This is a genomic window from Enterobacter sp. BNK-18, assembly GCF_047456135.1.
Classification (GTDB): Bacteria; Pseudomonadota; Gammaproteobacteria; order Enterobacterales; family Enterobacteriaceae; genus Enterobacter; species Enterobacter ludwigii.
The window spans coordinates 815,516-828,770 of record NZ_CP179899.1 but is presented as its reverse complement, the minus strand read 5'-3'; the positions used below and the strand labels follow the sequence as shown (position 1 = coordinate 828,770).

Genomic DNA, 13,255 nt, shown 5'->3' with positions numbered 1-13,255 from the left:
CTTCCTCCGGGCCGCAGTTCCTCTGCGGCCTTTTTCATTCTGGCACCGTTTTTGCTCAGTCTCATCACCCCGCTACGCAAACACTAAGGCAGGAATCATGATGGACTACCAGACTGCGATCCGCGGTGCATTTTTTGATATTGCCCAGGTCTGCAACAGTGCAGACGTTATCGCCCAACAGGCGCGCTACCTTGAAGACGGGCTGTTGTTCATCCATAACGGCAAAATTCTGGCGCAGATGGCCTGGCAGGAGGGCGAGCAGTATCTTGATCCCTACAAAGGGTACACCGACCTGCGCGGCAAACTGCTGCTCCCGGGTTTTGTCGATACCCACGTTCATTACCCGCAGACGGAGATGATTGGCGCTTTTGGTGAGCAGCTGCTGGAGTGGCTGACCACATACACGTTCCCGGTAGAAAGCCAGTTTGCCGATGAGGCCTATGCGAAAGAGATCGCGGCGTTTTTCATCAACCAACTGGTCAGCCACGGCACCACCACCGCACTGGTGTTTTGTACGTTACATCCTGAATCGGTCGAGGCGCTGTTCACCGAGGCCCTGCGCCTTAACATGCGCCTTATCGCCGGGAAGGTGATGATGGACCGCCACACGCCTGACTACCTGAGTGAAACCGCGAAAGAGAGCTACCGGCAGACGCGCGAGTTGATCCAGCGCTGGCACCACCGTGGACGGTTGGGCTATGCCATTACGCCACGCTTTGCCCCGACCTCCTCACCGGAACTGCTGGCCGCGGTCAGCCTGCTCAGAGAGGAGTTTCCCGACACCTGGATGCAGACCCATCTGAGCGAAAACCCAAATGAAGTGGCCTGGGTAAGCGATCTGTGGCCGGAACATGAACGTTATCTGGATGTGTATCATCATTACGGGCTGACCGGCGAACGCAGCGTGTTTGCCCATGGGATCCACCTCCATGAGAGCGAGTGGCGCTGTCTGCACGATACCGGCTCGGCGGTGGCGTTTTGCCCCACCTCGAACCTGTTTCTTGGCAGCGGACTGTTCCGCTTACCCGCCTGCTGGCAACACCAGGTGCGTATGGGCATTGGCACCGATGTGGGTGCCGGAACCACCTTCAGCATGCTGCGCACCCTCGGGGAGGCGTACAAGGTGGGTCAGCTGCAGAGCTACCGCCTGCGCGCCAGCGAAGCGTTTTATCACGCCACGCTGGGCGGCGCTCACGCCCTGAGGCTGGACGATAAGATTGGCAATTTCGCCCCCGGCAAAGAGGCCGATTTTATCGTCATCGACCCGGCCGTTACGCCGCTACAGCGCCTGCGTAACCGGCGCTGTCAGGACATTTATGAGCAGCTGTTTGTGCTGATGACCCTGGGCGACGAGCGCAATATTAGCGAGACCTGGGTCAACGGTGTGCAGGTGTGGTCAACTGCCGCGGTAGGTTGACCACCCGCCCGGCGCAATCACAAACGGCAGGTGGAAGTGCTCGTCTGCCGTTTCTCCCGTCACAAAATCGATCTGTGCGCAGGGGTAAAGCGTGTCGCGGCCGGTTTCGGTGAACCAAGCCCCAATCTCGGCCACCAGCCGGTAACGTCCTGCAGGCAGGAAAGGGATAAACGCGGTGATGCGCCCCTGGGCGTTAGTGAAAGCAGTGGCCAATACGACGCCGTCCTGCTCAAGATAAACCCTTACGCCCTGCGCCGGTTTTCCCGTCGAAATATCAAGAATATGCGTGCTTAACGTACTCATTCGTCAATGACTCCTTCCAGCCGAAGCAGCGTAATTTCCCGCAGCTGTTCCAGTGCGGCCTGTACCTCCTGCGCATCGCTGTTTTCCAGCCGGGCGTTGAGGGCGCGTAAAATCTCCTCACCGCTACGGCCTTTCGCGCGGATCAAAAACACGCGTCCAAAACGGGCCTCGTAGCGAGCGTTCCCTTCCCGCAGTGCCTGTGCCAGCTGCCTGTCGCGGTTGTCGACGGCGCCCTGCTCCTGGCGCGAAAGCACCGCCTCCGCCCGGGCTCCTGTCGGTTTCTCACCAATTCGCGGGTGCGCATTCAGAGCCTGCGTAAGCGCCGTTTCATCCCAGGTTTGGGCCAGCACCCGGGCGGCGTCGAACAGTGCTTTGCGGTGTAAATAGGGCCGCCCCTGCACCAGCGCATCGGCCCAGTCGGGCAACGCCACGCAGGGCTGCAACCGCGCGAGCGCCTCTTCGTGGCTCAGTTGATTAAAAGTTTGCAGTGCAATCATACTCACTCCCGTCATATCGTCGTTTTCTCGCTTTGCACAAACTACGCCACTCTTGCCATCCCCCATGAAACAGTCGATTCCGGATCGCACAACAGGAAATTATTGATTCATAAAAAGGCATTCTCACCGCGTTTGCGCACCTTAGCAGTGCAAAACCACCCCATACAACGCGCTTTTCGCCACTCTGCAGCCTGGTACGCAAATTGCTCTTCTCTTTTTACACCCTGCAAAAGGAGAGAAGCATGAGAGCAATCGTTATTGGCGCGGGCATTGGCGGCCTGAGCGCCGCTGTAGCGCTGAAGAAGGCGGGAATCGACTGTACCGTGTTTGAGGCCGTGAAAGAGATGAAGCCCGTCGGTGCGGCCATCTCCATCTGGCCCAATGGGGTGAAATGCATGCAGCACCTCGGAATGGGCGACATCATCGAGACCTACGGCGGCCCTATGCGCTTTATGGCCTATAAGGATCACCGGCGCGGCGATACCCTCACCCGCTTTAGCCTTGCCCCGCTGGTCGAGCGCACGGGCGGTCGCCCCTGCCCCGTGTCGCGTACGGAACTGCAGCGCGAAATGCTGAACTTCTGGGGGCGCGAGAACGTTCAGTTCGGCAAACGCGTTGAAAGCGTCCGTGAGGACGCAGCTGGCGTCACCGTCACCTTTACCGACGGTACTACCGCGACGGGGGATTTCCTGATTGCCGCCGATGGCAGTCACTCCGCGGTTCGCCCGTACGTGCTGGGCTATACGCCCGAGCGCCGCTACGCCGGTTACGTCAACTGGAACGGGCTGGTGAAGATTGATGAAGAGATTGCCCCTGCGCACCAGTGGACCACCTTCGTCGGCGAGGGCAAGCGCGTTTCGCTGATGCCCGTCGCCGGCGGACGTTTCTATTTCTTTTTTGATGTTCCGCTCCCCCTCGGGCTGGCGGAAGATCGCACTACCCTTCGCGCCGATCTCACGGGCTACTTCCGCGGCTGGGCGCCACCGGTGCAGAAGCTCATCGCCGTGCTGGATCCCGAGACCACAAACCGTATCGAAATCCACGACATTGAACCGTTCGACACCCTGGTGCGCGGCAACGTGGCGCTTCTTGGCGATGCCGCGCACAGCACCACGCCGGATATCGGCCAGGGCGGATGCGCGGCGATGGAGGACGCCGTGGTGCTGGGTGACTGCCTGCGCGAGAACCACAACATCGCACTGGCGTTGCGGCAGTACGAAGCGCTGCGCTGTGACCGGGTCCGCGACCTGGTGCTTAAGGCCCGTAAACGCTGTGATATCACGCATGGTAAAGACATGGCATTGACCCGGGCCTGGTACCAGGAGCTCAAAGAAGAGACCGGAGAGCGCATCATTAACGGTCTGTGCGACACCATTCAGGCCGGGCCTTTAGGCTGAACGCGAGAGGGACAACCATGAAAATACAACCGACTCCACCCCCCCATTGTACGTTTGAGCCAGAGGACTGGCTGCGTCTGGCAAAATGCTGGCACCCGGTTGCTCGCGCCTGCGACATCGGCGCGGCACCGGTCAAAGCCACCCTGCTCGACGAACAACTGGTTATCTACCGCGTCAAAGACCAGGTTGTGGTCGCCCGGGACGTTTGCCCGCACCGCGGCGTACCGCTGACGCTGGGCTTTCACGATGAACACGGGATTATCTGCCCTTATCATGGCTTACGCTTTGGTGAAGATGGACGCTGCAACCGCATTCCGTCCAGCCCTGACCAGCCGGTTCCCGCGAAGCTTAACCTGATTAACTATGCCGTGGAGGAGCGCTTTGGGTTGATCTGGACCTGCCTGGCGTTTGATCCCGATAACCCAATGCCGCTGCCCACCATGCCGCACTGGGATAACGACGGATTTCAGCAGATCAACTGCCCGGCGTTTGAAGTGAATGGCTTCGCCGGCCGTCAGGTGGAAGGCTTTCTGGACGTGGCGCATTTTGCCTGGATCCACACTGACACCTTTGCTGACCCCAATAATCCGCTTGTTCCCCATTATCAGCCCCAGGAGACGCCGTTTGGCTTTGTTGCCGATTACTGGAGCTCGGTGAGCAACTACCCCGCCAGCTCCGATGTCCAGGCCCCGGAAGGCTTCCAGTGGCTGCGTCATTTTGAAATGCATCTGCCGTTTACCGCCACGCTGACGATCCATTTTCCGGGGGAAGCCAGGCTGGTGATCATGAACGCCGCCTCGCCCGTCTCTTCACGGGTAACCCGCATGTTCGCCCCTATCGCGCGCAACTTTGACCTGCATATTCCGGTAGAGGAAGTGCACGCCTTCAATTTGCGTATTTTTGAAGAAGACCGCCTGATGGTTGAGACGCAGCGCCCGGAAAGCCTGCCGCTGGATCTGACTCTGGAAGCCCATATCCCTGCGGATAAAAGCTCGATTGCCTACCGCCGGGGGCTGAAAAAGATGGGCTTCGGCGAGTTTTTCCTGGTGTGACGGAGGAACGTGATGAGCGAAATGTTGAGCGTTATTGTCGACGGTCTCTGGCGTGAGGGGGATAAGAGTCTCGCCGTCAGGCTGGTGTCAGAATGCGGTGAAGCCCTGCCGGGCTGGCAGCCCGGGGCGCACATTGACGTGCATCTGCCCTGCGGGCTGGTTCGCCAGTATTCGCTGACCGGGGCAAGCGACAGCGAGAGCTATCTTATTTGCGTAGGACGTGAAACCGCCTCGCGCGGCGGGTCACGCTATGTTCACGAGACGCTACGTCCGGGGCAGAAACTGTTTATCTCCTCACCGCGCAATCTGTTTGCGCTGCACGAGGCTGAACGCTTCTTGCTGCTGGCGGCAGGGATAGGCATAACGCCCTTGTATGCGATGGCCCGGCAGCTGGAGGCTTCCGGCACCCCGTTTACGCTGCACTATTACGTTAAAGAGCATGGCAACGCGGCGTTTGCACGTGAACTCATGCAATTTAAACACGGCGAGTGTGTCATCCATACCATCAGCCCGCGCACTGCGCTGGCTGAGCACATGCCCACGCCAGCGCCCGGTTTCCACGCCTGGGTCTGCGGGCCGGCAGGCTTTATGGAGAAAGTGTATCAGGTCGCCCTCACGAGAGGCTGGGCTGAGAGCAATCTTCACAGCGAAGCATTCCAGCCCGTTATGCCCGCCGACTGTAATGAAACGGGCGAGATTTTTACAGTCAAGCTGGCATCAACCGGCGAGCGCTGGCCAGTGCCGGCGGACAAAACTATCGCGCAGGTGCTGCTGGAAAACGGCGTGGCGGTACCCCTCTCCTGTGAAATGGGGATTTGCGGCGCCTGCCTGACGCCGGTTATCGATGGCGTAGTGGATCACCGGGATAGCGTGCAGTCGGAGTCAGAGAAAAGCGCGGCAGACCAGCAGGTGGCGCTGTGCTGCTCGCGAAGCCATTCAGGGGAACTGGTGATTGGGTTGTAGAACGAAAAAACCCTGCGATATTGCTATCGCAGGGTTTTCAGATTTGGCAGGATCCACGGATAGTCAAAACAAACGGCATACCGGGCTTCGGAGAAAAAAGCATGTCCATAATCACCGATATCACCTCAAAAACAGCGGAACGGACGATAAAACGATCCCTCATGTCAGCATAACTGGCCTGATGCTTCATCATCTTAAAACGGGGAAATATCCGTGAAGCTTCCCGTCATAATGACGAGTTTTAAAGTATCTTAACGATGGATTTACTCTGATGCATTCCGTTTTATTTCAGCATATCGGGCTGCCAGTTGTTTCAGATGCATCTCCAGCTGAGACCGCGCAGCTGCAGGTAAAGGTACACCAGGAGGATTTTCTGACAAGATACGCAGTTGCTCTTCAGCCGGTATGGACTGGTTAAAAGACTGCCGGACGGAAAATACAACGGACTTCAGTTCACTGACCGTCATGTATTTGCCTTTCTGCTCATCAAGCCCGTTCAGCCGGTCACTCAATTTTTGTAGCGTTGACATCCCCTTATACCAGCCATTGAGCTGTTCTACCGGTAATGCGGCAGCATTAAGGTGTTGCTGCCACTGTTGTGTCAGGGGTTTTGCTTGCTCCGGCCACAGCACCTGAGCCTGTTCTGTAAGTTTTCGGCTGTAAGTAATACTCCAGTCAGGAGGCAATTTATCCAGTCGGGCAAGCTGCTGCTGTGTTTGTTCTATCATTGTTTGTGATGACGGAGATTGCTGACGCAACATATCCAGTTTTTCAGGCGCGAGAGGTGCAGGTAACGGAGCCAGTGAGGCAGCAAGCTGAGTCTGTAGCGGGTCTGGCCGGTGAAGAAATTGCCAGCTCCACACTGCGCCCGTACTTATTATCAGCATGGTACACATTCCGGCAGCGAAGGATTTCCACTTTTTTACCTGAGTGGGCATTGCCGTCAGTACTTCCACATTTGCGTGGTGTTCTGGCTGTGCAACGAATACCCACTTCACTGGGCTGTCTGGCGCAGGGGTCTCTTCAGAGAGACTACCGGTATGAGAGCCTGTTGATATTACTGCACCATTCTTTACGGTGGCAGGCAGGACAATACCAGACTGAATATTCGACCCGGTACTGGTTGTATCGTTGCTGTTTTCCAGCCGGACAGCGCTGTTGTGCATCAGGGAACGCAACGTATCGAGCTGGCTCAGATGCTTAAGCTCCAGACGTTGAAGCACCTCCCCCAGACTGCCAAGCAGTTGCTCAGCCCGATACAGTTGTCTGAGGTCGCTGTAATTGAGCGGGAGCGAGCGCATCCGTTGCTGAAGACGCTGGTTCAGCCTGCTGAGGATTTCCATGCGGGCATGTACCGGCTGCGGCCACAGTGTGCCCCACTGATGGCTTATCAGCGCATCCAGTATCGCCAGGCCTTCATTGAGGCCGAATAAGCCGGCCAGTTGCGTCCGTGCCAGCGTGTACCAGGCCGCCGTCTGTAACTCCACACCGTTTTGCTCAAACAGTGAAAGGCAGAGTTTTTCGACATAATGCCAGTTCACATCCGGACGGGCCGGATGTGTCAGCTTACTCAGTTCATCACGCAGGGTGGCATAATCCGCTAGCGTGCGCGGATCGCCACCGGTTTTGATTTTTCGTGGATTGATGTCATTCATGGCTGAATATCCAAATGAAGGTTGCGGTGCTGTACTTCCTCTTTATGCAGCTTCACCACAAGTCTGCTGGTACTGCCAGGTTAACAGCTATGGAAGAAGCGCTAAAATCAGACAAAAAGAAGTACTTTGATCAAAAGGTTGTACTGTGCGCAACAACATCCCCGGGGGATTAAAGGTCCAGTCACTGAAATGACCTGCCCTTATGAACAGGCGCCCCAAAGAGATCACGCAACCTTCTGCATGAAGGGTCACTTCCACGCATCCGGTCACGCCCTGGCCGTACAAAAATACTGGTGTCAATTTCACAGACTGGTCATCTACACACAGAAAGATATCGGTAATCTCAAGAGCCCCGTGCTCCACCAGCAGATCCGTAACGGATGTAGTCAGCGTCTCCTCGTTCAATCCGGTACCTTCCAGCCACGCGTCCATTTGCTCCTGAAGCTGCGCATTCGCCGGCAAACTCTGCAATATCGGCCTGACTCTTACTGGGTGTTGGAACTGGTGAAGGCTGTCTGGCCTTACATACGGATTGCGTATCGAGATACTGCTGTTGCTTCAGGTGCCTCAGCATCACGCGTCCTCCGGGCATAAACTCGGTGCCGTAACGTACGAGGCCAATGCCCTTAAGCTCAGCATCAATGGCATAACGCAACTCTCCTGGCACGTGCTGTTCGAGTAAAGTTACATTGAGGGACTGCAAACGGGGTTCATACTTGAGCAGGACACCGGCCAGCGTATCGATCAGCTCGTGGGCTGTACCCGGCATGCCTTGCAGAATTTTGGTCATGTCCGGCAAACCATAATCTGGTAAATGGGATATGGTCCCGGCTCGGGCGTTCAAAATACGCTGGATGTTATCCAGTACAGATAAAATGACCTGGTCTTCTTCGTTTACAACTTCAAGGGGAAGATCCCCTGTAAAGTTGCCGGTAAGAATTTCATATAAAGAGGGCGTTTTTTGATTCATAATATAGCAAATTATTTTAAATGATAGAGGTTTAGGTTCTAAGGGATGTGAATTACCTTATGTTTCTTTTAAGGATTTTTTTTGCAAAAATAATTATTGAACAAGCGGATAATGAGGAACAAAACATCAACATTACTCGAAGTGGATTTGTTCCATACCAAGAATAAAGCATAAAGATAATAACCAGGTCAAAGATTACTGAAGAGTGCTTTGGTTTTATAGATGTTGCTAGAAATGTAATGGATTCGGTCTCCGGCTCCGCGCTGGTGTCATCACCTGCTTCACGATAAGGCGCTGCGTAGCGGTAATGCTTTCCGGTGGTGACCGCATCGTTACGCACACTGACCGTCGCATCCATCGGCGTGAAGGCTGTCCGGTAGTTGTAATCCCGCGTGGCGACCGTGCCGGTGGCAAGGGTGTGCCAGGTTCGTACATCCCAGACCGACTCTGCCGCACCGTCAAACAGACCCGACGGCTCGCTGTAGGGCAGGCGCACATCAAACTGGTAGTTAAGCTGGCTGTCGGCCAGTATGTACGTATCCAGACCGCGCACGTCGTCCATCACCGTACGCCAGTAAATCCCCACTTCAGACAGAATGCGCCGGATAAACTCAAGGTCCGTTTCACGCCACTGGGTGATAATTTCACGCGGCGGGTACGTGCGCTCCAGTCTGAACTCAAAATCAGGTCCCTCCAGCCCGTGTTTGCGCAGCACCTGCTCCACCACCTCAGGAACGGACTGGTTCTGATATACCGCACACTGCCGGGTGTATCCCAGGAGCGCCAGGCGGGAACTGAGCGTAAGACGGTAGTGGGACTGATCCTTTGAGGTGGAAAGCCATCCCAGGCGGGTAATAATGCCGTGGACATTTTTACCGCTCCGCATCCGGAAAGAGGCATATTTCATCAGGACCTGTTCAGGGGGGATATTCGCCTGTTGGGTCGTGAACTCAATATCCCATTTGAACGGTTCGCTCTGTACTTCCCTGCCCCGAAATCGCAGAACATCCGGTTTTACCAGACTGTCGTTGATATCCAGAAAGTAACGGGTCTGTCCGTCAAAAAGCGCTAACATTTTGTTGACTTCTTGCCTTGCAGATATCGACTATTTGGAAAAGCGTTGGAGCCATTCCCCATATATTGAGACACTCATAAATGTTAACTGTACTCTGGGATCTTCCTCATTTGTAAGCTCAAGAAGAAGATTACCTGTAAAATTGCCGGTGAGAATTTATATATTGCTTATGCCTTTATTATAAATTTCTATTCAACCAAGATATAGAAAAGGCCAGAAATATAACGCAGGCAATGAATAATGAAACATTCCTGAACATTTCCACTTCAAAGAAGAGGTATGCTGGATAAACAATTAACAGAATATATTTAAGTCGCCTTGCTGTTTTGGATGTGTGCGACTCAGAAGGTACTTTTCTCAATTGACCATTTAATGAGAAAACAAATAGATAAGACAAAGAAGAAGAGAGAATAAACAATAAGGCCCTATATGGAAAATCAGCTTCAAAGATTTCAATCCCCAATAGCAGAGTTGAACTTATTGCTACGATGATACCTATTGCTTGCTTGGGAACAAATGCTGATATAAATATGCAAAACACAAGAATTAAATATACATAAAAACCATATAGGTTTGTTGATATGTGGATTTTATGTGGAATAAAAAACTGGGCGTAAAGTAAAGAAATCGAAATGGTGATGATTCTATAGAACATACATGCTAACAAGCCGATCAGTAGTTTACTATTAAATGAATTAATGTTTTTATTTATTCCATGCCGCATAGTTATCATACTCTTCTGAGGTTATAGAGTTACCTAATGCATCAGTTGACGCTCCATTATCTTGCTCGACAACATTCACAGCAGGGTAAGTGCTACCACCAGATTTAATGCTATATGTAAATCTTTGGCTTGCATATAACGCCCCTCGGAGCACAAAGAAATTATCATACGTATTAGTTCTATCGGCAACATCAGTACGTTTACCAGTTCCCCATATCATACCGGTTTCAACTGTTGATGGTATATTTTTTTCCATTCTATATGTGTCTATGGCGAAAGGTATTTGCCCAACGGCATCAGTCCAGTATGGAATTTTATTTATCATCACGAGGAGATAGCTGGCACCACCCCCACTATTATTTTTCCAGTCGCCCTCACCTTTTGGACGAAAAGCCAAAGGCGTTCTATCGATAACTGAAAATTCTGCAATATCATCCCAAGTGAATATTTTGTAAGCTTCTTTTGCGTAATCAGCTTCGTTAACATACAACAATTTCCGATAGTTATCTGCCAATGGTTCAAACCATTGATACTGGAATTTATCATACAACTCTTGAGCTGTCATGATTTTAAAAGAATCCTTTTCACCCCCTCTCAAAACGAACAAAACATCAGCGTTTTTTCTTGTGATTATCAAAATGTTTGGCACTTCAATTTTATGGGCTTCTTCATCTTTTTCAGGCGTGGTATTACCTTTTATTCCTAATTCCGTTTTTTCATTTTTTGTAACGATAAAATAGGGGGTGCCATCGACTTCAATATTTATTTTTTTCATTGAATCATTACTCAGCTTAAAAATACCCAATACTCAGACTCACTGTCTTTCTTGTCGATATATCCATCTGCGCCAGAGCCTGAAAGTATTTCCTCTCCCTCCATTGTTTCAACACGATAATTGACATTTGAAGAGAAATTTAACTTTCTGTCGTAATACTGAGTGATCATTACCATCTGCTTCAATGACTCAATTGGTAGATTGGTTGCACCAGCAAACATCGTCCGCTTCACCTTCCGCAAATAAGACGCCGTCGTACCATACTCGACCTTCCCGGCCTCGAGTCGCAGATAGCTTCCGCCGCCGATCAGCGTGATACTTTTTTTCCCAGCGAATGAAATGTCACTCGCCGAGCTCAGCGTCAGCTTCTTCTCAGCAAACAACCGCAGGCTGGCGTTTTGCGCCTGGATATCTATTGGCCCTTCTCCGGATTTGACGCTCAGTTGTCCGGTCCGGGCAAAGAGCCCCAGTTTTTCTCCGGCCAGCGTGGTTAGATTGCCCATAGTTCCGACGCTGATATCACCCCCGGTGTTAACCACCAGGTTTTGGCCAGCGGTCAGCTGCATATCTTCACCACTGGTCAGGGCCATGCCTTCCGGGGCTGAGAACTGCAACGCCTCGTTAAGCGGTTTCAGCCGCTGCTCAAACATTTGTACCTGGCTGTCGACGTCCGCTTTCAGGGCCTGCGCTTTTTCGGCGGCCATTTCCAGCTGTTGCAGTTGCTGATTAAGCCTGTCTATTTCCTTCAGCGCGGCATCCATGTCCAGGGCTTCGCCCTGCGCTTTCGCCTGTGCATCTGCACTGATGAACAGCCCCTTTCCGGCGCGGATAACCCCGTGTTCATCAGTGCGCAGTTCGCTACCGGTGCCGCGGGATTTGCCCTGATTGTCCACCAGGTGCCCGCTGTTGAGCTGCGTCCTGCCGTATTCCGTGGCGAGCTTGATATGCTCCTCGCCACGTTTGTCCTCCATCCGCAATTTTGAGTTAGCGGGTGTTCTGAGGATATTTCGGGTGTGATTATCCCGGTTCACGAGGTCCGGATGTTCGGAGTCGTGCAGTGCGTACGCGATGTACGGCAGGTCAATATCGCCATTGCTATACGCAATGGCCACTTCAGTGCCGTCAATGAGCGGCGTATGCCAGCCCAGCGTGTCACCGACAGTCGGCTTCGCCATACGCAGCCACAGATACCCAAAGCCCTGCTCTGTTCCTTCGAGGTCGAAGTCCGGCTTTACCCGGTAGCGACCCTGCTCATCCAGGTGCGCGTAGATATCATTTTTCTCCCGGCTCTCGACGCGGGCCGGAAGTGTGCCGTGGATTTCAGGGCGCGGGATTTCAGTTGGGCGGAAACAGTAGCGTTCGGTATAAGGCATCCCCCAGACCGACACATGCAGACGGGAATCACGGGCCCCCCGGTAGGTCACCAGGGTGAGGATAACGCCCTCTTTCAGGGCAGTTATGACATCGCCCTGCGGCTCAAGCACCTGTCCCGGCGCAAGGTGGGCAGCGTTGCTGAACAGGTGAATGCGGGTCGTTCTGTTCAGCTCCCGCTCATGATGGAGCCGGGCCCAGAATGCGCCGGATTCGGTCTCCGGCTCCGGGCTGGTGTCATCACCTGCGTCACGATAAGGCGCTGCGTAGCGGTAATGCTCTCCGGTGGTGACCGCGTCGTTACGCGCGCTGACCGTCGCATCCATCGGTGTGGAGGCTGTCCGGTAGTTATAATCCCGCGTGGCGACCGTGCCGGTGGCAAGGGTGTGCCAGGTTCGTACATCCCAGACCGACTCTTCCGCACCGTCAAACAGACCCGACGGCTCGCTGTAGGGCAGGCGCACATCAAACTGGTAGTTGAGCTGGCTGTCGGCCAGTATGTACGTATCCAGACCGCGCACGTCGTCCATCACCGTACGCCAGTAAATCCCCACTTCAGACAGAATGCGCCGGATAAACTCAAGGTCCGTTTCCCGCCACTGGGTGATAATTTCACGCGGCGGGTACGTGCGCTCCAGTCTGAACTCAAAATCAGGTCCCTCCAGCCCGTGTTTACGCAGCACCTGCTCAACCACCTCAGGAACGGACTGGTTCTGATATAACGCGCACTGTCGGGTGTATCCCAGGAGCGACAGGCGGGAACTGAGCGTAAGACGGTAGTGGGACTGCTCTTTTGATGTGGACAGCCATTCCAGGCGGGTAATAATACCGTGGACATTTTTACCGCTCCGCATCCGGAAAGAGGCATATTTCATCAGGACCTGTTCAGGGGGGATATTCGCCTGTTGGGTCGTGAACTCAATATCCCATTTGAACGGTTCGCTCAGTGCTTCCCTGCCCCGAAATCGCAGAACATCCGGTTTTACCTGGCTGTTGTTGATATCCAGAAAATAGCGAGTCTGCCCGTCAAAAAGCGCCAGCCAGTTATCCATTATG

General features: G+C 53.7%; 9 protein-coding genes and 2 pseudogenes. 4 read left to right on the top strand and 7 right to left on the bottom strand.

Annotated features, from left to right (window positions below; all coding sequences use genetic code 11):
• Positions 1 to 97: 97 nt before the first annotated feature.
• Entirely contained in the window at positions 98 to 1,417 is a 1,320-nt protein-coding gene (gene guaD, locus ACMGG3_RS03885; RefSeq protein WP_176586742.1) for a guanine deaminase, read from the top strand.
• Here guaD and uraH read toward each other — a convergent pair.
• Both uraH and uraD read right to left on the bottom strand, forming a co-directional pair.
• Positions 1,397 to 1,720 carry a hydroxyisourate hydrolase gene (gene uraH, locus ACMGG3_RS03880; protein WP_014169459.1) on the bottom strand — a complete coding sequence of 108 codons (324 nt, stop codon included), beginning with the start codon at positions 1,718 to 1,720 and terminating at the stop codon, positions 1,397 to 1,399. The two genes, guaD and uraH, sit on opposite strands and share 21 nt — an antisense overlap.
• On the bottom strand, positions 1,717 to 2,217 hold the full coding sequence (uraD, locus tag ACMGG3_RS03875; RefSeq protein WP_414149603.1) for a 2-oxo-4-hydroxy-4-carboxy-5-ureidoimidazoline decarboxylase: 501 nt from the start codon (positions 2,215 to 2,217) through the stop codon (positions 1,717 to 1,719). Before uraD ends, uraH begins: the two co-directional genes overlap by 4 nt.
• 242 nt (positions 2,218 to 2,459) lie before the next feature.
• Here uraD and hpxO point away from each other — a divergent pair, with 242 nt between their 5' ends.
• From hpxO to ACMGG3_RS03860, 3 genes are read left to right on the top strand one after another with little or no spacing between them, the layout of a single operon-like run.
• Positions 2,460 to 3,614, top strand: a complete 1,155-nt coding sequence (gene hpxO, locus ACMGG3_RS03870) for an FAD-dependent urate hydroxylase HpxO (RefSeq protein ID WP_025204503.1) — start codon at positions 2,460 to 2,462, stop codon at positions 3,612 to 3,614.
• Positions 3,615 to 3,631: 17 nt separating this feature from the next.
• Positions 3,632 to 4,666, top strand: a complete 1,035-nt coding sequence (gene hpxD / locus ACMGG3_RS03865; protein ID WP_414149602.1) for a molybdenum cofactor-independent xanthine hydroxylase subunit HpxD — start codon at positions 3,632 to 3,634, stop codon at positions 4,664 to 4,666.
• A 12-nt stretch (positions 4,667 to 4,678) separates the two neighbouring features.
• Positions 4,679 to 5,629 carry a PDR/VanB family oxidoreductase gene (locus ACMGG3_RS03860; protein ID WP_047955335.1) on the top strand — a complete coding sequence of 317 codons (951 nt, stop codon included), beginning with the start codon at positions 4,679 to 4,681 and terminating at the stop codon, positions 5,627 to 5,629.
• 263 nt (positions 5,630 to 5,892) lie between these two features.
• Here ACMGG3_RS03860 and ACMGG3_RS03855 read toward each other — a convergent pair whose 3' ends face one another.
• The 5 genes and pseudogenes from ACMGG3_RS03855 to ACMGG3_RS03835 form a co-directional block, all read right to left on the bottom strand.
• On the bottom strand, positions 5,893 to 7,284 hold the full coding sequence (locus ACMGG3_RS03855; protein ID WP_414149601.1) for a VasL domain-containing protein: 1,392 nt from the start codon (positions 7,282 to 7,284) through the stop codon (positions 5,893 to 5,895).
• 529 nt (positions 7,285 to 7,813) lie between these two features.
• Positions 7,814 to 8,254 (bottom strand): annotated as a pseudogene (tssE, locus tag ACMGG3_RS03850) (type VI secretion system baseplate subunit TssE); the annotation flags it as partial.
• 226 nt (positions 8,255 to 8,480) lie between these two features.
• A pseudogene (locus tag ACMGG3_RS03845) lies at positions 8,481 to 9,329 on the bottom strand (type VI secretion system Vgr family protein); the annotation flags it as partial.
• Between the two features lie 704 nt (positions 9,330 to 10,033).
• A complete protein-coding gene (locus tag ACMGG3_RS03840; RefSeq protein ID WP_410378910.1) occupies positions 10,034 to 10,828 on the bottom strand; it encodes a hypothetical protein in 795 nt (264 codons plus the stop codon).
• An 11-nt stretch (positions 10,829 to 10,839) separates the two neighbouring features.
• Positions 10,840 to 13,251 carry a type VI secretion system Vgr family protein gene (locus tag ACMGG3_RS03835; protein WP_414149600.1) on the bottom strand — a complete coding sequence of 804 codons (2,412 nt, stop codon included), beginning with the start codon at positions 13,249 to 13,251 and terminating at the stop codon, positions 10,840 to 10,842.
• Positions 13,252 to 13,255: the final 4 nt, after the last annotated feature.

What these genes read in the sequence shown, in the direction of transcription:
- guaD (WP_176586742.1), top strand. Translation starts at nt 98, where the DNA reads ATGATGGACTACCAGACTGCGATCCGCGGTGCATTTTTTGATATTGCC.
- uraH (WP_014169459.1), bottom strand. Translation starts at nt 1,720, where the DNA reads ATGAGTACGTTAAGCACGCATATTCTTGATATTTCGACGGGAAAACCG.
- uraD (WP_414149603.1), bottom strand. Translation starts at nt 2,217, where the DNA reads ATGATTGCACTGCAAACTTTTAATCAACTGAGCCACGAAGAGGCGCTC.
- hpxO (WP_025204503.1), top strand. Translation starts at nt 2,460, where the DNA reads ATGAGAGCAATCGTTATTGGCGCGGGCATTGGCGGCCTGAGCGCCGCT.
- hpxD (WP_414149602.1), top strand. Translation starts at nt 3,632, where the DNA reads ATGAAAATACAACCGACTCCACCCCCCCATTGTACGTTTGAGCCAGAG.
- ACMGG3_RS03860 (WP_047955335.1), top strand. Translation starts at nt 4,679, where the DNA reads ATGAGCGAAATGTTGAGCGTTATTGTCGACGGTCTCTGGCGTGAGGGG.
- ACMGG3_RS03855 (WP_414149601.1), bottom strand. Translation starts at nt 7,284, where the DNA reads ATGAATGACATCAATCCACGAAAAATCAAAACCGGTGGCGATCCGCGC.
- ACMGG3_RS03840 (WP_410378910.1), bottom strand. Translation starts at nt 10,828, where the DNA reads ATGAAAAAAATAAATATTGAAGTCGATGGCACCCCCTATTTTATCGTT.
- ACMGG3_RS03835 (WP_414149600.1), bottom strand. Translation starts at nt 13,251, where the DNA reads ATGGATAACTGGCTGGCGCTTTTTGACGGGCAGACTCGCTATTTTCTG.